The 20,501-nt window shown below is 69.7% G+C and carries 19 protein-coding genes; 11 read left to right on the top strand and 8 right to left on the bottom strand.

Annotated elements, in window-relative coordinates:
- Positions 1 to 7 precede the first annotated feature (7 nt).
- A complete protein-coding gene (locus E3328_RS18090) occupies positions 8 to 1,360 on the bottom strand; it encodes a glycoside hydrolase family 68 protein (protein WP_135366037.1) in 1,353 nt (450 codons plus the stop codon).
- Positions 1,361 to 1,543: 183 nt separating this feature from the next.
- Here E3328_RS18090 and E3328_RS18085 point away from each other — a divergent pair, with 183 nt between their 5' ends.
- Positions 1,544 to 2,002: a universal stress protein gene (locus tag E3328_RS18085; RefSeq protein ID WP_135366036.1), complete on the top strand. Its 459-nt coding sequence runs from the start codon at positions 1,544 to 1,546 to the stop codon at positions 2,000 to 2,002.
- Between the two features lie 216 nt (positions 2,003 to 2,218).
- The gene (locus E3328_RS18080) at positions 2,219 to 3,697 is read left to right on the top strand and encodes a glycoside hydrolase family 32 protein (RefSeq protein WP_135366035.1); all 1,479 of its coding nucleotides are present in this window, start codon (positions 2,219 to 2,221) and stop codon (positions 3,695 to 3,697) included.
- A gap of 96 nt (positions 3,698 to 3,793) precedes the next feature.
- Here the strand turns inward: E3328_RS18080 and E3328_RS18075 are convergent, their stop codons facing one another.
- Positions 3,794 to 4,750 (bottom strand): carbohydrate kinase family protein, encoded by a 957-nt coding sequence (locus E3328_RS18075; protein ID WP_135366034.1) that lies wholly within the window; start codon positions 4,748 to 4,750, stop codon positions 3,794 to 3,796.
- A gap of 111 nt (positions 4,751 to 4,861) precedes the next feature.
- Positions 4,862 to 5,494: a transcriptional regulator GfcR gene (gene gfcR / locus E3328_RS18070; protein WP_135366033.1), complete on the bottom strand. Its 633-nt coding sequence runs from the start codon at positions 5,492 to 5,494 to the stop codon at positions 4,862 to 4,864.
- 135 nt (positions 5,495 to 5,629) lie between these two features.
- Here gfcR and E3328_RS18065 point away from each other — a divergent pair, with 135 nt between their 5' ends.
- The 4 genes from E3328_RS18065 (at position 5,630) to E3328_RS18050 (ending at position 11,832) form a co-directional block, all read left to right on the top strand.
- Positions 5,630 to 6,949, top strand: coding sequence for an HAD family hydrolase (locus E3328_RS18065; protein WP_135366032.1), 1,320 nt, complete (start codon positions 5,630 to 5,632; stop codon positions 6,947 to 6,949).
- Between the two features lie 899 nt (positions 6,950 to 7,848).
- Positions 7,849 to 8,865, top strand: a complete 1,017-nt coding sequence (locus tag E3328_RS18060) for a GDSL-type esterase/lipase family protein (RefSeq protein WP_135366031.1) — start codon at positions 7,849 to 7,851, stop codon at positions 8,863 to 8,865.
- A 209-nt stretch (positions 8,866 to 9,074) separates the two neighbouring features.
- Positions 9,075 to 9,833: a ribonuclease HII gene (gene rnhB / locus E3328_RS18055; RefSeq protein ID WP_135366030.1), complete on the top strand. Its 759-nt coding sequence runs from the start codon at positions 9,075 to 9,077 to the stop codon at positions 9,831 to 9,833.
- 106 nt (positions 9,834 to 9,939) lie between these two features.
- A complete protein-coding gene (locus E3328_RS18050) occupies positions 9,940 to 11,832 on the top strand; it encodes a hypothetical protein (protein ID WP_135366029.1) in 1,893 nt (630 codons plus the stop codon).
- A 37-nt stretch (positions 11,833 to 11,869) separates the two neighbouring features.
- On the opposite strand, the gene E3328_RS18045 is transcribed toward E3328_RS18050, so the two are convergent.
- Together E3328_RS18045 and secF are read right to left on the bottom strand one after the other, a co-directional pair.
- Complete coding sequence (locus E3328_RS18045) at positions 11,870 to 13,465, bottom strand: preprotein translocase subunit SecD (RefSeq protein ID WP_135366028.1); 1,596 nt, start codon at positions 13,463 to 13,465, stop codon at positions 11,870 to 11,872.
- A 55-nt stretch (positions 13,466 to 13,520) separates the two neighbouring features.
- Positions 13,521 to 14,375, bottom strand: a complete 855-nt coding sequence (gene secF / locus E3328_RS18040; RefSeq protein ID WP_135366027.1) for a protein translocase subunit SecF — start codon at positions 14,373 to 14,375, stop codon at positions 13,521 to 13,523.
- 193 nt (positions 14,376 to 14,568) lie between these two features.
- On the opposite strand from secF, the gene pan2 reads away from it, so the two are divergent.
- Positions 14,569 to 15,789, top strand: coding sequence for a proteasome-activating nucleotidase Pan2 (pan2, locus tag E3328_RS18035; RefSeq protein WP_135366026.1), 1,221 nt, complete (start codon positions 14,569 to 14,571; stop codon positions 15,787 to 15,789).
- A gap of 223 nt (positions 15,790 to 16,012) precedes the next feature.
- Here pan2 and E3328_RS18030 read toward each other — a convergent pair whose 3' ends face one another.
- Positions 16,013 to 16,648 carry a class I SAM-dependent methyltransferase gene (locus E3328_RS18030; protein WP_135366025.1) on the bottom strand — a complete coding sequence of 212 codons (636 nt, stop codon included), beginning with the start codon at positions 16,646 to 16,648 and terminating at the stop codon, positions 16,013 to 16,015.
- Positions 16,649 to 16,814: 166 nt separating this feature from the next.
- Here E3328_RS18030 and E3328_RS18025 point away from each other — a divergent pair, with 166 nt between their 5' ends.
- Positions 16,815 to 17,723 carry an NAD+ synthase gene (locus E3328_RS18025; RefSeq protein ID WP_135366024.1) on the top strand — a complete coding sequence of 303 codons (909 nt, stop codon included), beginning with the start codon at positions 16,815 to 16,817 and terminating at the stop codon, positions 17,721 to 17,723.
- A gap of 16 nt (positions 17,724 to 17,739) precedes the next feature.
- Here E3328_RS18025 and E3328_RS18020 read toward each other — a convergent pair whose 3' ends face one another.
- The gene (locus E3328_RS18020) at positions 17,740 to 18,318 is read right to left on the bottom strand and encodes a hypothetical protein (protein ID WP_135366023.1); all 579 of its coding nucleotides are present in this window, start codon (positions 18,316 to 18,318) and stop codon (positions 17,740 to 17,742) included.
- Positions 18,319 to 18,427: 109 nt separating this feature from the next.
- Here E3328_RS18020 and E3328_RS18015 point away from each other — a divergent pair, with 109 nt between their 5' ends.
- Both E3328_RS18015 and E3328_RS18010 read left to right on the top strand, forming a co-directional pair.
- Positions 18,428 to 18,913, top strand: a complete 486-nt coding sequence (locus E3328_RS18015) for a pyruvoyl-dependent arginine decarboxylase (protein WP_135366022.1) — start codon at positions 18,428 to 18,430, stop codon at positions 18,911 to 18,913.
- 117 nt (positions 18,914 to 19,030) lie between these two features.
- A complete protein-coding gene (locus tag E3328_RS18010) occupies positions 19,031 to 19,384 on the top strand; it encodes a DUF5811 family protein (RefSeq protein ID WP_135366021.1) in 354 nt (117 codons plus the stop codon).
- A 13-nt stretch (positions 19,385 to 19,397) separates the two neighbouring features.
- Here the strand turns inward: E3328_RS18010 and E3328_RS18005 are convergent, their stop codons facing one another.
- Entirely contained in the window at positions 19,398 to 19,613 is a 216-nt protein-coding gene (locus E3328_RS18005) for a DUF8015 family protein (RefSeq protein WP_135366020.1), read from the bottom strand.
- Between the two features lie 294 nt (positions 19,614 to 19,907).
- Here E3328_RS18005 and E3328_RS18000 point away from each other — a divergent pair, with 294 nt between their 5' ends.
- Positions 19,908 to 20,441, top strand: a complete 534-nt coding sequence (locus E3328_RS18000) for a hypothetical protein (protein WP_135366019.1) — start codon at positions 19,908 to 19,910, stop codon at positions 20,439 to 20,441.
- Positions 20,442 to 20,501 lie beyond the last annotated feature (60 nt).

Below are 20,501 nucleotides of genomic sequence, written 5' to 3'. Positions count from 1 at the left end.
CGAGCAGTCAGTTCCCGTCGGCGCTCGACTCGTCGGCGCCGTACGAACCGCGTCCGCCCTCGAACGCGCGCGTCGACCCCGGTTCGTCCGGTGCGAGGTCGGGCAGCGCCGCATCGGCCGTCGGGAGGTGCCACGCGTCGAGCGTCCCGCGGATCCGCGTCCGGTCGCCGTCCAGTGCGAGCCTGAGCGTCGGGCCGAGCGTCCCGCCGAACCGTCGCAGCTGCTCGGACTCGGGCAGCTCGCCGATCAGGTCGACCGAGTCGCCGGCGAAGTCGTAGAAGTTGAAAAACGACTGGACGAGCAGCTCCTCGTCGTGGGGCAGGACCATCCACGAGTAGGCCTGGAACGGCGCGTTCGCGGGGTTCGTCACGACCAGGCCGGAGTCGTTGAGCGGGCGGTAGGGGCCGCCCAGCGAGTCGGCGACGAAGCCGTAGAGCCCGTCGTAGCCGTCGATCCCCGGCGCGAACGTGTGGTCGTGGCTCGAGACGAAGAGGTAGTACCGACCGTCGCGGCGGACGACGTGCGGACGTTCGAGCTCCTGGTTGACGCAGACGCCGTCGAGGATCGGCGGCCGCAGGTCCCACTCCAGCGGGTCGCCCGACTCCGACACTGCGACGCCGACGCAGCCGTTGTACACCTGCTGAGCGTCGTCACCGCCGCAAGCGTCGCTGCCCTCGGGCACCGGGACGTTCGCTTCGAAGAGCAGGCACGTCTCGCCCGTCTCGGGGTTCTCGTAGAACCAGGGGTCCCGGAACGTGTAGGTCATCGCCCGCGACTGGGCCTCTGTCTCGTACAGCTCGCCGTCGGGCCGCAGGAGGAGCCGGTGGTCCCACTCGCCGTCGAACGCGACGCGCTCGTCGCCCGTCCGGACCGTCGCGCCGGAGGCGGCGGCGATCCGCTGGCTGTAGCGCAGTTCGTCGGCGTCGGCCTCGCCGGCGGCCGTGTAGTAGAGGTAGACGTCGCCGTCGTCGTACAGCGCCGACCCGGCCCACTGGCGCTGCCCGAACGCCCGGCCCTCGGCGAAGACCCGCCCGCCGCTGTGCCAGGTCCGGCCGTCGCGGGAGTAGAAATAGCGGATGGTCGCCACGTCGTGGCGCGTCCCCGGCAACAGATCCGCAGCCGCCGTCAGCGAGAAGGCGACCTGCCAGCCGTCGACCGTCGCGACCCGCCCGTGGCGGTCCCGGAGCAGCCACGTGTCCCAGACGTGCACGTCCTCGTTCGGGACCCCCTCGGGCGGGTAGACGACCGGAGCGACCGTCTCGGGCATCCGCCGGATGTGCGCGGCCTGCTCGCGCGTCCATCTCGACCGGGGCGAGACCCCCGACACCGCAGACTCCTCGTCCGCGAAGCGTTCGACCATATGCCTGATGGGATTATACTAATATAAAAGGTTTCTCATACGATATCAGACACGAACGGGCGGTCGCAGTCACGGGGTCGCCCCCGACCGATCCCGGGAGGCGTCGGCCGGCCGCCCAGCGCGGTGAATCGCGCGGAACAGTACCAAAGCTTTAGTAGCGCCGTGATAGTGCGATACGTTGGCATGATCGAGACGGTAGTCCTCGCTGTCAGTAGTACCGACGACCGGCGCCAGAAGCGTCTCGCCGAGACGGCCGCCGACGTGGTCGACGACGGCGGTACCGTGGTCGTGTTCCACGCGTTCGACGCCGACCGCTACGACGAGCTCCTGGACCAGCTGAACATGTCTCCGGACGCCGAAGGGGCGGCCGATGCGCTCGCCGAGCGCCACGGCGTCGCCGCCTCGGTCGCCGACCACCTCGACGGCGCCGGCGTCGACGTGGTCGTCCGGGGCGCGGTCGGCGACGAGAGCGACTCGATCCTCGACGTGAGCGAGGCGGTCGCGGCGGACATGGTGGTGATCGGCGGGCGCAAGCGCTCGCCAAGCGGGAAGGCGCTGTTCGGGTCGACGGCGCAGACCGTCCTCCTGGAGGCCGACTGCCCGGTCACGTTCGTCAAGGAGCGCGCCGGCGAAGGGGAGTGACCGCGACACGCACCGCGGGCCTGGGCGGTACTGCAGCGTCGGGTACTGCTCCGGGTACCGACGGTGGGTGGCTCGGGCGGGCGGTTCCGTCACCGACCTGCGACGTGGTGCTACCGACCCGCGATCGGTCCGTCCCCCTGCCATCCGGTGATGAAGCGGCCGGCCCGCGGCTCGTTCAACGTACACATTTAAGTCGATTCCCGGGAACGGACACGTATGAGCCTCGACGGTGAGCTCCCCGCAGAGATCGCTATGTCGTCGGATCTGGACCGATTGGTCGACCGACGGCGGGAGTTCAGGAGCGATCCGTATCGACCCGACTACCACTTCGTGCCGCCCGGCGGGATCCTCCACGACCCGAACGGCGCGTGTTACTGGAACGGCCGGTATCACCTCTTCTACCAGTTCTGGCCACCCCACGTGACCGACGACCGGCCCTGGGAGGAGGCCATGCACTGGGGCCACGCGGTCAGCGAGGACCTGGTCCACTGGCGAGACCTCCCGATCGCCCTGTCACCGGAGAACGGCCCCGAGGCCGGCTGTTTCAGCGGCCAGGCGCTCGTCGAGGACGACCGCGCGCTCGTGATGTACTTCGGGACGGAGGCGGGCAACTGCATCGCCGCCGCGGACGACGAGTACCTCACGGACTTCGAGCGCGCCGAGGAGAACCCCGTCATCCCGATCGACGAGGACGCTCCGTACGAGATCTTCGACCCGTGTCTCTGGCGCGACGGCGACACGTACCACTCGCTGTCGGGCTGGAAGCGCGACGGCCGCACGGCCGAGTTCCACTTCACCTCCGGGGACCTGACCGACTGGGACTACCGCGGCACGCTCGTCAAGGACGGCTACCACACGAACCCAGAGGAAGACGGTGCCGTCCCCAACTTCTTCGAGCTCGACGGGAAGCACGTCCTCCTGTTTTTCAGTCACAGCCACGGCCCGCAGTACTACGTCGGCGACTACCACGGCGGCACCGACTTCGACATCCGGTCGCACGGCCGGCTGAACTTCGGCCCGGTCGACCACGGCAACCTCCACGCGCCGTCGGTCCTCCACGCCGAGGACCGGTCGATCGCCTTCTTCAACGTCGTCGAGGGCCGCCGCGACTGGCGGGCCGACCCCGAGGAGGGGTGGGCCGGCGTCGTCAGCCTCCCGCGTGCGCTCTCGCTCGACGGCGACGACCTCCGCGTCGAGCCGGTCGAGGAACTGACCGCGCTCCGGACGAACCACCGCCGGGTCGACGACCGGCCGCTCGCGGCCGACGAGGAGTGGGTCGTCCCCGACATCGGCGGGGCGAGCCTCGAACTCCGGGCGGAGATCGACGTCGGCGACGCCGCGGAGGTCGGTCTCTCGGTCCTCCGTTCGCCCGACGGCGACGAGGCGACGACGGTCACCTACTGGGACGACGCGGACGCGCTGGGGATCGAGCTCGGACAGTCGAGCGAGAACCCGGCGGCGCGGAGCCGGCCGCCGGAGGTCGGCTCGCTGTCGCTGGCCGACGACGAGCGGCTGGACCTGCGCGTGTTCGTCGACCGGAGCATCGTCGAGGTGTTCGCCAACGGCCGCCGGACGCTCACGACGCGGGTCTACCCCGACCGCGACGACAGCGTCGGCCTCTCGCTCTCGGCCCGCCGCGGCGCCGCCCGCCTCGAATCGCTCGACGTGTGGGACATGGAGAGCATCTGGTCCTAGACCGCCGTCGCGGACTGTCCGTCCCCCGACGCGGGACTCGCCCGGCCCCGGAACTCGTTCGACTGGTTTCCCGCCGTCCCCGCCCGGCCCCGGAACTCACCTGACCGACTCGGGGTCGGGCAGTTCGGCCATCCCGCCCGCCCGCGTCGTCGACGCCGCGGCGACGGCGTTGGCGCGGGCGAGGACGGAGTCGAGGTCGTCTTCACCCTCGACGAGCGCCGCGACGGCGCCGGCGGTGAACGCGTCGCCCGCGCCGGTCGTGTCGACGGCGTCGACGCGGTGGCCGTCGTGGGTCGCGTCGTCGGCGCCCCAGGGCGCGGCGGCCGTCGCCGACGCGGCGGCGCCCCGGTCGCCCAGCGTCAGGAAGACGGTGTGCGGTCCCAGGTCGTGGAGCTCGGGTGCGACGGCGTCGAGCAGCGCCGCATCGTCGGCGGCGTCCGCGTCGAACCCCGCGGGCCCCAGGTCCTCGGGCGAGGCCTTCACCACGTCGACCGAGGGGAGGAGCCGCCGGGTCTCCGCCGCGAAGTCGGCGTCCGGCCACAGCTCCGGCCGGGCGTTCAGGTCGAAGACGACCGTGCAGTCGCGGGCCTCGGCGCGCTCGACGAGGTCGTGGACGGCCTCCCGGGAGGGGGAACTCGCCAGGAGGACGCTCCCGACGACGACCCACTCGACGGCGTCGAGCGTCTCGTCGGGGACGCGCCCGGGCTGGAAGCGCGTGTCGGCCGTCCCGTCGCGGTAGAACGTGAACCGGGGGCCGCTCGTCGGGTCGCCGCTGACGAAGGCGAGCGTCGTCTTGGCCGACGGGTCGCGCTCGACGAAGCGGTCGGGGAGCCCCCGGTCGGCGAGCACGCCCGCGAGGAACTCGCCGAACGGGTCGGCCCCGACGCGCGTCCAGAACCAGGGTATGTGGTCGAGCTGGGCGAGCCGGACGGCGACGTTCGCCGGCGCGCCCCCCGGCTGGCGGGCGAACCGCTCGGTCGATGCGAGTGGCCGGTCGGCGTCGGGGAGGAAGTCGACGAGCGTCTCCCCGGCGACGAGCACGGACGGGTCCATGTGACCCACCACCGAACCGTCCGACAAAAGTTCGGGGGTTCCCCACCGGCGGTTCCGTCCCGACGGCACGGGCGACGCCGCTCGACCGCCGGCCGCGCGCGAGCCGGCCGGTCACTCGGACTGGCCGACGCGCAGGACCTGCACCAGCGAGTAGACGGGGACGCCCTCGATCTCCTCGACGCCGCGCTTGTCGGTGAGCACGGCGCAGGCCACGGGTTCGCCGCCGCGGTCGCGGACCGCCTCGACCGTCTCGGTCATCGTCGTCCCGCTGGTGATGGTGTCGTCGACGACGTAGCACTCCCGGTCGCGGATCCCCGCGAAGTTGCGGGAAAACGAGCCCGACAGCTCCTCGCTCTCGCCGTCGTCCCACTGGTGTTTGCTCGGCGCGTAGGTGCCCAGATCCGTGTCGAGTTCGCGGGCGACCGTCGTCGCGATGGGCGCGCCGGCCTTCTCGACGCCGATCGTGAGATCCACTTCCTCGCCCTGTTTCGACAGCAGGTCCGCGACCGCGCGGCCCACGTGTGTCAGCCGGGCGCTGTCCCGGCCGATCGCCGACCAGTCCACGTGGATGTCCTCCGGTTCGGTCGTCGACCCGGCCGGGGGAGGCGACTGGGCGTCCCCTCGCTGGACCAGCCAGGCGGCCGTCTCCTTCGAGACGTTGAGTTCGTCGGCGATCTCGCCCTTCGCGAGGCCGTCCTCGGCGAGGGCGGTCGCGCTGCTGATGAGGTCGTCGATGTTCTTCATCCCTCTCGTCGTTCAGACCGGTGGGTGTTAGCCGTTCCGCTGTGTCGCCCCCGGGTGCCGGCGGGGACCCGTCCCGCATCGGGCGCCGGAGCGACCACCGAAACCAGTTTCACCCGTGTCCCCGTGTCGGAGAGTATGGACCGCTACGAGCAGCTGTACCACCTGTACGACGAGTTCGACACGGCGTCGCTCCGGGCCTACCGCGAGATGGTCGACCTGTTCCCGCCGGTCGACTCGCCGGTCGCCCTGTCGTACTGGGAGGACGCGAGCGACGAACTGGAAGCCCACCGCGAGGAGATCCGCGAGGCGTTCCCGGCGACGGGCGAGACGTACGCGGACATCGCGGCCCGCGCGACCCGCGACCAGGCCTTTACCGGCCTCGACCTCTACAACGAGTACGGCCGCGCCGTCTCGGTGCTCGTCCTCGACGTGGACGAGACGCTGCGCTCGGCGGGGACGACCGACAACGAGATCCCCCGCGAGACCCTCCACGCGCTCACCGAGTTCCACCACGCGGGCGTCCCGATCGTCGTCTGCACCGGCCAGACCCTCGAGAACGTCAAGGGCTTCCTGATACAGGGCCTCGGCAACGAGATCGTCCACTCGGGCGACCTGAGCGTCGTCTACGAGAGCGGCAACGGCGTGTTCACGCCCGGTCACGGGCCCGACACCAAGCGCCTGCTGTACGAGGACCTCGACGAGGACGTGCGCGCGGTGTTCGACCGACTGCGCCGGGAGGTGTTCGCCGTCGCCCCCGACTCCGTTCGGCGGGGGTGTCACCTCCAGGGCAACGAGTTCAACGTCACCGTCAAGCCGAACTTCGAGACCGGCAGCGAGGACGCGGTCGCGGTCATCGACACCGCGCTGGTGACGCTGCTTGACCTCCTCGGCGGGGTCGTGGCGACCGAACTCAACGTCGATCCCGGCGGGCACGACGGCGGTTTCCCGCCGGATCACTACGAACCGATCGCCGCTGCGGTCGACGCGGCCCCGGCCGCAGTGGCCGCCGCGGTCGACTGGACCCGCGCGTACTACGCCGGCGCCGACGGGGAGATCCGGGAGGTGTTGACCACGAGCGACGCGCTGCCCGAGGGAACGACGGTCCCGGACCGCGTCGAGGCGTACCTCGACCAGTTCGACGTGGCCTACTACGAGGGCGACGCCGCCGAGGTCGCCAGCCGCGACCTGAACAAGGTCGTCGGCGTCCGAGCGGCGTTCGACGTGCTGGGCGTCGACGACCCGTTCGCGCTCGTCCTGGGAGACAGCAAGACCGACCTGCGGGTGATGGAGTGGGTCGACGACCACGACGCCGGGATCGCCGCCGCGCCCGAGCACGCCTCGCCCGCGGTCCTCGACCACGTCCGGTCGACGGACGACCTCGTGTTCCCGGCCGGCGGCGCGAGCGACCCGCTCGCGACGGTCTACGCGCTCAACCGGTTCGCCGAGACCGCCTGATCCGATCCGGGTCCCACCGGCGGGACCCGGCTACGCCCGCCTCGACACCGCCGACCCCGGTGGCGCGGTCCCGGAGGGATCGGTTCGCGACGGCGCTCGACTCGTCGCACCCCCGATCGGATACTGATAGTTTTCCTATCGTTACTCTATAACCTAAGAGATATTATAGACTTTCGCGGTGTGGCCGGGGCGAGCGCCGGCCCGCCGTCCGGCCGATCCGTGCGCGGAGAGCGCCGACCGAAGCGCAGTTCGCTGTCGGGTCCGACCCGCCGGTAGCCGAGCGCGCGATGGGCCCGAGCGGCTCCGGTCCGCGGTCGATCAGGGTCGGTTCGTAGAGGGGGCCGCGCATCGGTCTGTCGTGGGGTGTCACGGCCCGAATCCGGTGATTCAGGATCCGATTCGATACGACGCTCGCCCCATGTCTGGCGCGAATTCGGCGTGAGTGACCCGCGGGGTCGCGAGGCGAACGCCGACCGGTCGACGGTCGACACTCGTGGGTCCCGGCGGGAGCGTCGAACCGGCCGAGAGACCGTCGTATCGCGATTACAGCGGTCTAACGGCTTGCTATCGGAGTATCACGTTCCCGGGGAGCGTCGTTCGGGCCGGGCGGGAACCGGACGGAGACGAGGCCGCGGCGTTCGAGCGGACGCCGCCTCGCCTGACGGGTTCGGAACTCTGTCAGATCGTGTATAACAAATTAGAATACAATATGTGAAATCGATATTTCTGCGGGAGCGTGACGAAAGACGGGGAGCGGTCGGGCTCGGACCGCCCCGTTTCGGGTCGCCGGTCGCGGCCACCGGCGAGTCGCGTGGTCGGGCCTCGCGCCGTCGGCGGATGCCGGAGGGGAGCGCCGACACCGACGGAGCCAAGGGGGCGGCTGCGAGTTGTCAGGCCGAATGACGACGCTCGACGAGTACCCCTCGGTGTCGCTGCACAACGTCGCGGAGACGGTGCCCGCCGACTGGACGGACGACGGCGACCGGCTGCACCGGCTCCCGGCGGACGTGGCCGCCGAACTCAACGAGATGGCCGACGACCGGGTGCGCCACCCGACCGGGAGCGAACTCCGGTTCGTCCCCGGGAGCGACGACGCGGAGGTCGAGGTCACCCTCTCGGCCGACGAGCCGGGCGAACTCCACGTGTTCTGGGGCGGGTTCCAGCCCTGGAAGCCCACGGACATCGGTCCGGAGCCGACGACGCTCACGCTCTCGGTGCCCGAACGGCTGCGAAAACTCGACGCCGATCTGGACGGACGATACGACCCACGGGTCTGTCGCATCTGCTTCGAGCGCGTCCCCGCGGTCGCCGTCCACGACGTGCGCGGCGACTGCCGACCGCCCGAACCGGAAGAGCTGCCCGACACCCGCTATCTCGCCTACGGCACCTCGATCACTGAGGGCGCCGCGGCCTCCGCGGACCACCTCAACTACGTCTCGCGGGCCGCCCGCGAACTGGGCTGGGACCCCCTGAACTTCGGCTGTTCGGGCTCGGCGTACGCCGACCTGCCGATGGGCGAGTACATCGCCGAACGCGACGACTGGGACGTGGCCACGCTCGCGCTGTCGATCAACATGGCTAACCAGGACTTTCCGGTCGACGAGTTCGAGGCGAAGGCCAGAGCGTTCGTCGAGACGGTCGCCGAGGCCCACCCCGACGAGCCGATCTTCTGTATCACGCTGTTCCCCTACTACCCCGACGTGGTCGCGGGCGGCGACGCCGAGCGCGCCGAAGCCTACCGCGAGACGCTCCGGGAGATCGTCGCCGACACCGACCACCCCGACATCTCCGTGGTCGAGGGCCGCGAGCTGACCGACGTGTCCGGCTACACCGCCGACATCCTCCACCCCGGCGACGCCGGCATGGAGACCATCGGCCGCAGCCTCGCCCGGGAACTCGACGAGCGGGTCGAGTGACGACGCCGACCGGCGGGGCCTGACCCGTCCCGACCGCGCGCGAACGTACCCGCCCCGCTTTTTCAGGTCGCCGACGCCGTTCGGACCGGCCGATAGCCCGGTTCGAGCGGGGAGAACCGCCGGGAGCGACCCCGAGACGGCAGACGCGCGTCAGACGGTCGGCGTCTCGACCGCGACGGTTTAAATACGAGGGGACACAAGCCGCGGCCATGCAGGAGTTCGGCGTCGACGAGGCCGGCAAGGGGCCGGTGCTGGGCTCGATGTTCGCGGCGGCGGTCGCGGTCGACCCCGCCGAGTTGCCCGGCGACGTGGGCGACTCGAAGGGGATCGCCCCGGAGCGCCGGGCGGAGCTCGCCGAACGGATCCGCGAGGTCGGGTCGGTCGGCGTCGCCGAGATCCCCGTCGAGCGCATCGACGACGAGGAGACCGACATGAACTCGCTGACCGTCGCCGCCCACGCCGAGGCGGTCGACGCGCTCGCCGACGCCGTCGAGGAGACGCCGACCGACGACGACCCGCTGGAGGGCTACGTCGACGCCGGCGACACCAACGCCGTCCGCTTCGAGCGCCGCGTCGAGGACGCCGCGGACGCCGCGGTCGACGCCCGCGCCGAGCACGGCGCCGACGAGACCTACACCGTGGTCGGCGCGGCCAGCATCGTCGCGAAGGTGGCCCGCGACGCCCACGTCGAACGGCTGGCCGAGGAGTACGGCGAGGTGGGCAGCGGCTACCCCGGTGACGACACGACCCGGGAGTTCCTCGAAGCCTACGTCGCCGACCACGAGGAGCTGCCCGCCTGCGCCCGCGCGTCCTGGCAGACCAGCAAGGACGCCCTCGCCGCGGTCTCGCAGTCCTCGCTCGGCGAGTTCGAACCCGACGGCGGCCGTGCGGTCGACGAGAGTCCCGAGGAGACCGAAGTGCGCTCCGACGGCAGCGGCCTCCGGCGGACGACGCTCGACGACTTCTGAGACCGGCAGTCCATCGGAGCGGCAGTGGACCGACGACCACTTACGAGTTCGTAAGTTCACTCGAACGATCATGTCAACTTATTATATCTCGTTCTCATCAATTTGCATGAGCGAACGCACGGGGGCGGCGAGTCGGGACGAACGCGGAGCGCGTATCGCGGACGGAGCACTCGGCGCGACAGATCGGCGGCAGTTGTTGCGGACGCTCGGCGCGACCGTCGGGGCGGCCGGGCTGGCAGGCTGCGAGGACGACTTCGGGACCACGGACGAACCGACGGGCACGCCGGTCCCGGCGAACTGTTCCAGGTACACGACGCTCGCCCGGAGCGACCTCAACGGTGGCGCGACGGTCGGGCCGGGGTGTTATCGGGTCGACTCGCTCCACCGTATCGACGAGGGGACGCTCACGCTCGAGGCCGGTGCCGTCGTCGAGTTCGCCGCCGGCGCCGGCCTGGAGTTCGTCGCCACCGACGACGGAGCGGACCCGCCGCGGCTCGAGACCGACGCCAGCGGAAGCGATCCGGTGGTGCTCAGAGGGCGGCGAGCCGAGCGGGGGTTCTGGAAGGGGATCCGCTTCGACGACGGGTCCAGCGGGGCCGGCGCGGGGAGGAACGATCTCCGCGGGCTGGTCGTCGCCCACGCGGGCGGCGAGCCCTGGACGGGCGACGCCGCGTCGGCGGCGGCGCTGTTCGTTCGGGACGCCGAGGTGGCGCTCTCGGAGGCGACCGTGCGAGCGTCCGACAGCGCCGGGCTCGTGGCCAGGGAGCGCAGTTCGGTGCTCTCGGTCGCGAACAGCACCTTCGAGTCGAACCCCCTGCCCGTCCGCGTCCACCCGGATCACCTCGGGTCGTTCGCCTCGGACGTGCTCGTCACCGGGAACGACACCGACAGGATACGCCTCGATTCGACGGGGACGGGGGCCGAGATCTCGACGGACCAGACCTGCGTGGACACCGGCGAGCCCTACGAGGTGGCGACGGACCTCTCGCTCACCGGCGCGCTGACCGTCGAAGCGAGCGTGGAGTTCGAGTTCCGCGACGGGACGGGACTCAGCGTCGACGGCGGCGAACTGTCCGTCGAGGGAACGTCGAACGGCATGGTCAAGTTCCGGGGCGTCGACAGCGGGGCCGGGGCCTGGCAGGGGATCCGCGTCGCCGACGCCGGCTCCGCGACGACCACGTTGAAACACGCCCACATCATGAACGCCGGCGGCGGCGCGTGGACCGGCAACCCCGCGTCGAAGGCGGGACTGTTCGTGCAGGACGCGGTCACCGTCGAGGGCTGCGTCTTCCTCGACAACGCGGTGTGCGGTCTGACCGCCGACGCTGCCGGGTTCGACTTCGCCGTCGAGGACACGGAGTTCGGCGCGAACGACCGCCCCATGCGACTCCCCCCGGACCTCGTTCGACACGTCGCCGGATCGAACAGCTTCCTCGGGAACGACGAGAGCCACGTCTACGTCGGGTACGACGGAACGGAGATGTCGACGACCACGGACGCGACCTGGGCGAGTCTGGAGGTCCCCTACCGGCTGAGTCGGAACCTCCACGTCAGAGCGCCGCTCGAGATCGAGCCCGGGACCACCCTCACGGTCGGGAAGAACAGGACGATCCGCGTCGAGAACGGGTACCTCCGCGCGGACGCCGGCGGTGGGGACCCGGTCGTGTTCACCGGCGTCGAGGAGACGCCGGGCCACTGGACCGGACTCAGCATCCAGACCTCGAACTCGCGGAACCGCCTGCGAAACGTCGTCGTGGAGTACGCCGGTGGCGGGTCCGGAGCCGCCGGGGGCGACAATACGAAGGCGTGTCTCGTCGTCGGGTGGTTCGGCAACGACGGCTGGGCGCTGGACCTCCACGACGCGACGATCCGGGAGAGCGCGAAACACGGGATCAGCACGTACAACCCCGACCTCGACTGCTCGAACGTGACCTTCAGCGACATCGCGGACGCGAACGTCTACGACAACGCCTCCGGCACCGCTCGCTCCGACTGCTGAACGGGGCTCGGTAGCCGAGGGATCCGGCGAGGGGTCCCTACTCGCGCTGTTCCTCGCTGAGCATCAGGTTCCGGAGCACGTCACCGTAGGCCGGGCGGGTGACGAGCACGCCGATGAGGACGCCGACGATGGTGACGATGGCGAAGCCCTGCAGGTCGCCCAGCGAGAGGAAGGCGAGCGGGCTCATGGCGATGATGGTCGTCACGGCGGCGGCGCCGATGACCCAGAACGCCTTGCGGAAGCGGTTCTGGAACACCCTACCGGTCGCGATCTCACCCTCGTTGAGGATCTCGTCGGCGATGATCAGCAGGTCGTCGACCCCGGTCCCGATGACGGCGATGAACCCGGCGATGTACGAGAGATTGAGGGGGAGGCCGATGGCCGCGGCGAACCCGAGCAGCAGGTACACCTCGGCGGCGGCGGTCGCCAGCATCGGGAGGGCGACGCGGGGGTTCCGGTAGCGCAGGAAGACCATCCCGCTGACGGCGAGCCACGCGATCAGGCCCGTCAGCAGCGCCTGCCACTTGAAGCGGTCACCGAGGCTCTGCTGGAGGAACAGGACGGTCCCGTCCTCGACGGCCAGCCGCGTCGGCAGCGCGCCCGCCCGGAGGTTGACCTGCAGGCGCTGGGCCTCGTCGGTCGAGGTGGTCAACATCCGGAAGGTCGGCGCCTTCTCGAACTCGCCCGATTCGATCGACTGGGCGAGCCCGTCGCTCATGAACGCGGCGTAGACGACCTCGCCGTCGACGACCGTGTACAGACACCAGCCCGCGTCCTGGGGGTTCTCCCGCCAGCGACAGCTCGACGGGCTGGTCGCCTGACTCGACGTGAACCCGAGGTCGACGAGGTCGCCGGCGTAGCTCTGTGCGGCGTCCTCGGTCAGCGTGATCGGGACGAACGGCTCGCCGCTCTCGGAGGTCTCGGCGACGCCGACCTGGGACTGTTCGAGCTGGTCGTTCGTCAGCACCGTCTGGTTGCGGTAGGCGGTGCCGTTGCCGGACTCGACGGGGTAGTGCGCGACGATGCTGACCTCGCCCTCGTCGCCGATGAGGTTGAGCACCTCGGTCGTGTTGGCGTTGGGCACGTCGACGACGACGTACTGTTCGCCCGTCGCCGAGCGCTGGGTGGCCACCTGCCCGCCGCTCAGGCCGCCGCGGTTGATCTTCGCGGTGATCGTCTCGACGGTCTGCTGGCGGGTCTGTGCGGTCACGCCGTCGCGTATCGTCGCCGCGTCGGCGTCGAGCCCCGCCTCCGCGAGCGCGTCGCGGAACCGCTGCTCGCTGACGTTCTCGACGAGCACCTCGACGGCGTCGCCGTTGCCGGTGTTCGACACGACGGACACGTCGCCGGTCGAGACGTCCAGCTGGGCGGCGACGGTCTGGCGGACGCTCGCTTGGTCGTCCTGTCCGATGTCGAGGTTCTCGGCGGTCGTCCCGACCAGCGGCGCGCGGATGCGCGACCCGCCCGCCAGTTCGAGGCCGAACTTGAGGTTCGTCGGCCCGTCCGCCGAACTGTAGGCGGAGCTGTTGTTCGCGCCGGCGTCGATCGCGCCGGCCGGCCCGAACAGCGCGAACGTCGACGCGAGGACGAACACGACCAGCATGACGATCCGCCAGTTCTCGCGGAGGTTCACGCGAATCCCCCCTGGGTTCGCGCGAGCTCGTCACGCGCCCTGCGTGTGACGGCGTTCATCGGGCCACCCCCTCGTACTTGTACCAGCGGAGCAGGCTCAGGTTCAGCATGTAGGTGTTGAGCAGGTCTGCGGTCAGTCCGAACACGAGCACGATCGCGAGATCCGGCAACAGCGGGATGCCGAACAGCGACGAGACGATCCACATGACGACCATCGCCGAGATGGACGTGACGGTCATCGTCACACCGGTCTGCATCGCGCGGTAGGTGCTCTCGTAGAAGCTCCCGCGCCGCCGGAGGATGTGGTTGTTCAGCAGGATGTCCGAGTCGACGGAGTACCCGATCAGCATCAGCAGCGCCGCCACCGACCCCAGCGAGAGCTTGATCTGGAAGACGTTCATCAGCGCGAGCGGGATGATGATGTCCGAGAACGCCGAGACGACGACCGCGATGGAGGGCACGAACGTCCGGAAGAGGGCGAACACGAGCAGGCTCATCCCGACGAAGGCGACGGCGACGCCGATCAGCGCGAGCCGCTGGGCGTCGGCGCCGAAGCTCGCCGAGCGCGACTGGATGGAGACGATCTCGTAGTCGGCCGACTGGACGCCCGAACGGATGGCGTCGGTGTCGGTCGACTGCGTCGCGACGATGAACTCGTTCGAGCCGGCGATCGGCTGGACGCTCTCGGCGAAGTCGAGCGTCTGCCTGACCTGCGCGCGCGAGTCGTCTGTCGCTATCTGAACCTCGGTCCCGCCGGTGAAGGCGATCCCCGGTGTGACCGGCGCCCCGGTCATCAGGTACCACCCCGCGAGGACCAGCAACGCGATCGCCAGCACGGCCAGCGGGACGGCCGCCAGCTGACGGTTTGAGTACCGGTCGTAATCGGGTTCCGGTACTACGAACTCGACCATGCCCGTCGGTGTGCGACGCCGGCCGATAAGCCTTCTCCATTGCGCCGGCAGGCGACGGGGCCGACCGGGAGCGACCGCGGATCCCGGCCAGAACGACCGCTCGACGACACGAGTGGCCGACGGAACGGGCGCGAACGCGAGCCGGGACACCCAAAGGCACTTTTTCTTTCGCTCGTTACCACCCACTAACCCGATGTCCCGCAGTCCTTCGCTCCCCGAGCGCCCCCGGCTGGAACTCGACCCCGACATGTCTCCGTCCGAACGACTGGGCGCGCTCACGGACCACTACGAACAGCTCGTCCAGGTGAACCGCGAACTCGAAGCGAAGCTCGAAAGCGCGCGCGAGCGCCGCGAAGAGCTCACGGAGGAGGTCGACCAGCTCGAACGCGAGAACGAGACGCTCAAGACCTCCTCGCTGTACGTCGCCACCGCCGAGGAGATCTTAGACGACGGCGTCGTCGTCAAACAGCACGGCAACAACCAGGAGGTGCTCACCGAGCTCCCCGCCCAGCTGCGCGAGGGGCTCGAAGCCGGCGACCGCGTCGCCATCAACGATTCGTTCTCCATCCAGTCCCAGCTCGAGAGCGAGACCGACGCCCGCGCCCAGGCGATGGAGGTCGACGAGTCCCCGACGGTCACCTACGACGACATCGGCGGCCTCGAGGAGCAGATCCAGGAGGTCCGCGAGGCCGTCGAGCAGCCGCTGGTCGACGCCGCCCAGTTCGACGAGGTCGGCATCGAACCGCCCAGCGGCGTCCTGCTGCACGGGCCGCCGGGCACCGGCAAGACGATGCTCGCCCGCGCGGTCGCCAACGAGACCGACGCCACCTTCATCAAGATGGCCGGCTCCGAGCTCGTCCGCAAGTTCATCGGCGAGGGCTCGCGGCTGGTCCGCGATCTCTTCGAACTCGCCAGCGAGCGCGAGCCCGCCATCATCTTCATCGACGAGATCGACGCCGTCGCCGCCAAGCGCACCGAGTCGAAGACCTCCGGCGACGCCGAGGTCCAGCGGACGATGATGCAGCTCCTCTCGGAGATGGACGGCTTCGAAGACAGGGGCGAGATCCGCATCATCGCCGCCACCAACCGCTTCGACATGCTCGACCGCGCGATCCTCCGCCCCGGTCGCTTCGACCGCCTCATCGAGGTGCCCGAACCGGACGCCGAGGGTCGCAAGCGCATCCTCGAGATCCACACCGAGGACATGAGCCTCGCCGAGACCGTCGACTTCGAGCACCTCGCCGCGGAGACCGACGGCTTCTCCGGCGCCGAACTCGCCTCACTGGCCACCGAAGCCGGTATGTTCGCCATCCGCGACGGCCGCACCGACGTGCGCACCGAGGACTTCGAGGAGGCCTTAGAGAAGATCGAGGAGGGCGACGCCACCGAGGGCCAGCCGGTCGCTTTCTACTAGGGCCCACTTTTTGCGACGGAGAGCTCCTCGCTCGGCCTTCGGCCTCGCTGCGGGGATCCTCCGTCGCAAAAACTTGGGGAAAAAGGCCGGACGGCGCGCTCGCTTCGCTCGCTTGCGTCCGGTGTCTGCGGGAGTGAGCACCGCGAACGACCGCAGGCTCGTCAGAGCTTGCTCTGACGGCGGACCGCGCCTGCGGCGCGGATGCTCGATACAGTCTGACGAGCTATCGTTGCACGAAGACCGCAGGACTATCCCCGGATTGTAACTCGGCCGCCCCGACGAACTCCCAGTAATCGTCGACATCCGTGCCGAGCAGTTGTTCGATCGCCTCCCGAGTGAGCAGGTTCGCTCCCGCGGCGACGGGCGCGAAAAACTCCCGCTTCCCCTCGGGTTCGTCCCGCAGCCACTCCCGGGTCGCCTCGTTCGGATAGTTGAAGATCAGGTAGCCGCCGGGTTTCACGTGGTCGTAGAGCGCCTCGATAGCGTCCTCGATGGCTTCGACGAAGTACAGCGTCGCCATGCAGTACACGATGTCGAACTCCCGACCCAGGTCGAGGTCCGGCAGCGAACGGACGTGAAAGGAGATGTTCGGTAGGTCGCGTCGGTCGGCCACCTCGCGGTCGTCCCGGATCACGTCCTCCGAAAGGTCACAGCAGTAGAATTCGATGTCGGGATGGCGCTCGGCGAGCGCGAACTCGGTGACCGCCGGGCCGCACCCGACCGAGGCGAACGACTCGGGGTCCGCTCCCGATCCGTCGAGGAACCGGTCGACGTACTCGTCCATCTCCTCCCCCGCGAGGTACGCGCACCGCTCGTACTCGCCGCCGGCGTAGAACTCGTTCCACCGATCCCCGGCCATGTGTGCGTCGCTGTACTCCCCAGACGAAATATCCGGCGGCCCCGCGACCACCGACTTACTCGAACGCTTCCGATCACTGTTTAGGCCGATCCTTAGAACTTGTTTAAGGATCAAAACTAAATACGAGACGTTCGACCAGAGAAAACGTATTACGGTGACCGAACACATGGTATCCAGTGACGCCGACGAGGGGGTAACGTCGGTCCGGACTGACGGTCCGGGCTTCCTGACAGACCGCGACGACCTGGCGGCGGTCCGGGAGGAGGCGGTGGCGTTCATCAAGGACAGAGTGACCGCGGCGGGTGCGCGGGGCGTCGTCGTCGGGCTGAGCGGCGGGGTCGACTCGACACTGACGGCGAACCTGGCCGTCCAGGCGCTCGGAAGCGACCGCGTGCTGGGGCTGGGACTGCCCGCCCACACCGACGAGGACAACGCCCAGGAGGCACAGACCATGGCCGAGGGGCTGGGCATCGAGTTCCGCGAGGTCGACCTGCGGCCGCTACTCGACCTGTTCGAGGACCACGTCGCGCCCGAGGTCGCGCCGGACGGGGGCCGGCGGGCCATCGGGAACCTCACCGCGCGCCTGCGGATGTGCGCGCTGTACTACGCGGCCAACGCGCGGTCGTATCTCGTCTGCGGGACGGCGAACCGCTCGGAACTACTGCTGGGCTATTTCACGAAGTACGGCGACGGCGGCGCCGACCTGTTCCCGCTCGGTGACCTCTACAAGACGGAGGTACAGGCGCTCGCCCAGCAGGTCGGCGTCCCGCGGCGGATCGTCGCCAAGGAGCCGACCGCGGACCTGTGGGCCGGTCAGACCGACGCCGGGGACCTCGGCGCTCGCTACTCGGAGATCGACCCCGTGCTCCGGCGGGTCGTCGACCGCAGCGAGCGCGTCGAGGACGTTATCGACGATCTGGACGTGAGCCCGGAGACCGCCGAGACCGTCGCACGGATGTATGTCGACTCGCTCCACAAGCGCGCGGTGCCGCCCACGCCCGGCATCGACGACCGCGGGGACGGGTCGGGCGGCTCCCACCCGCTGCACCTCGCGCCGATGGCGAACGGACTGTGAGGGGTCGGCGAGCCGCTCACTCCTCACAGGCGACTTCGTTGGCGTCGACGCGTTCCGCGGAGAGCAGCGGCGACCGCGTGAGCAGTTCCCGGGACCGGTCCGCGCTGCCGGGGATCGCCGTCCGGTCCATGTTCGGTGGCGTCTCCGGCGTGTAGTTCCGCTGCTCGGTCCCGGTCCCGGCGGCGAGCGCGAAGCCCTCGTAGGCGACCGCCATGTCCCAGCCGATGCAGGCCCACCGCTCGGCCTTGTCGGCGGCGTCGTACCCCTCGCTCATCTCCAGGGCGACGACGCGAAAGCGAGTACCCTCCGGATCCCGGTACCCGCCGGTGAAGCCGGCCTTCCCGCCGAGGTTCGTCGCGCTGATCCGGTCGATCCCGATGAGTTCCCAATCATCGCCCGCTTCCGGGAGCGCCCGCCGAGCGGGTAGTTCTGGCGTCTCCGACGGCGTCGGCTCCGGCGTCGGTGAATCGGTCGGCGCCCGCGGCGGCGCGCTGTCGGTGCCCGAGTCGCTTGGGCCTCCCGTCTGACAGCCGGCCAGCGCGAGCGCACTCGCCGTACCGACCGTCCTGAGGACCGAGCGGCGTGTCGGCGTCACGGGACAGACGGGCGCGCCCGCCGGTAAATACTTTCTCGCCGACAGGCGTGGGCGGTGCCGTTCGCCCGGAAGCGAAACCCCTTAGCGCGCGAGTCGACGAGGCGGAGGTATGAGCACCATCCGGGTCGCGTGGGGGTCGGCCGCCGGCCCGACCGCGATGTCGTCGTTCGACGCGGCGCTGGCCGAGGCGGGCGTCCACAATTATAATCTCGTGACGCTCTCCTCGGTGATCCCCGCGGCGGCCCGGGTGGAGCGCGTCGGCACGGCGCCGGACCTGGGACCGGCCGGCGAGGCGCTGTACGCCGTCGTCGGCCGCGAGACGCTTCCCCCGGGCGCCGACGGCGAGGCTTGCGCGGGCCTCGGGTGGGTCCGCAGCGAGTCCGGCCGCGGGCTGTTCTACGAGGCCAGCGGGACCGACCCCGACGCGGTCGCCGAGGCGGTCGAGGCGGGCCTGCGCCGCGGGATGGAACTGCGCGAGTGGACCTTCCGCGAGGAACCGGAGGTCGTCGTCGAGTCGACCCCCGCCGACCCGGCCGACCACGCCACCGCGGTCGTCGTCGCGGCCTACGGCGGGAGCGAACCGCTGCTCGACTGACCGCGAACGGCGGGAGCGCGCGGCCCGCGCGGCCACGATCGATCGTGTAGAACGGCAAGGTGTACGCCTCTCCCAGGGGTTAAGACCCTGGGCCGCATACGGCCGCGGAAGAGCCCAATGTACGGAAACTCGCCGCTCGGCGACGACGGGTTGGATCCCGAGACGCTCACGCCCGACCAGCGCCGCCGGCTGGAGCGGGACCTCTCGCAGGTCGCCCACCAGACGCGGAGACTCCTCCCCGAGGAGTTCGTCGTCGGGTCGGACCTGACGGCCGGCTCCGACGGCCCCGAGGCCACCGTCGCCGTCCGCCCGCCCGTCGGCCCCGTCGTCTCGGCCGGGTACACCCCCGAGGACGCCGACGCCACGATCGACGAAGACGAACAGGCCGACCTCGCACAGGGGCTGGCCGCCAGCGCCGCCCTCCAGGTCAAACAGGCCCTCTCCAACAACGACAGCCCGGCCGCGCGATAGCGGAGGGCCCCAGTCAGTTCTCGACGGCCGCTTCTGGCGGGTTGTAGAACAGCGCGTAGCCGATGGTCCCGCTGGCCGGGACGCTCCCCACGGCCATCGCGGTCCCCCACGACCACGACAGCACGACGCCGGCGAGCGCCGCGAGCGCGAGCAGCGCCGGGATCAGCGCCAGAACCGCGTCGTGGACCGACACCACACCGCGCGCGTCGCTCGCTGCTGGTCGAAGCACGTGTCAACCGTCGAGCGTGACCTAATTAAATGTTATTACTGCGTGTGCAGTGAGGGGGATCGAGAGGCGGTTGTCTACGTTCACACGGGCACGCTCCCCGAGGAGGTCCCACTCCCCCGGCCGAGATCGCAGATCGAAGACGGAGTAAAAACTCCGACGTTCACCGGACGCCGTGACAGGCCTCGAAGGGTAGATACATTACGCTGCGCCAGTGGCGCTCCCGAGAACCCCGCCCTCCATCGAGTCCCGAAAATATACATCAATTATACATATTCGGAGCTCTATGGGTTATCGATGACCGAAGACGCCAGTGACGACGCGAATACCGAACGTATCGCTCCAGCGGAGGTCGAGCGCGAGCTGCTGCGACTGTTTGACACCGGCACGCTACGAGCGGGCGATTTCGATCGACCCCCCCAAGAGATCGCCGAGGAGATCCGCACTCAAGCGGCCGCGTACAATCGGATAGTCCGGCCTGCTGCCGACTTATCGGGCGACATACTGCAGGCGACCACCGGGCGGTTGGCAGAGACCTTCGATAGTCTCGAAGATCCGGACGGGGAGGTCCAGCCCCCCGACGAGTTGGCAGATGAGTTCGAACAGGACTACGATGAAGGCTCAGAGGCAGTCCGTACAGCCGACGAGATATTGAACGTCTTGGTACCGCTCTACGTCAGGTCACAGATGCACACTGGCGAGTCGTTCACGTTTCTGGACGTCTACAGAGACGTGCGAGATGTGAGTCCCGAGACAGCGAAGATGTACTCGGGGGTGATCGAGGTACTCAGCCGGGCTGACGTCCTGAGCGACTACGGTGAAGATACCTGAACGCCAGTTCCCTCGCGTCAATTTGAACGGCGCCGGGACGACTTCGGAGCGGCCGCCGAA

It is taken from the genome of Halosimplex halophilum, from assembly GCF_004698125.1.
In the GTDB taxonomy this organism is placed as follows: Archaea; Halobacteriota; Halobacteria; order Halobacteriales; family Haloarculaceae; genus Halosimplex; species Halosimplex halophilum.
The sequence above is the reverse complement of the archived record's forward strand: the minus strand, read 5'-3'. Positions and strand labels throughout refer to the sequence as shown.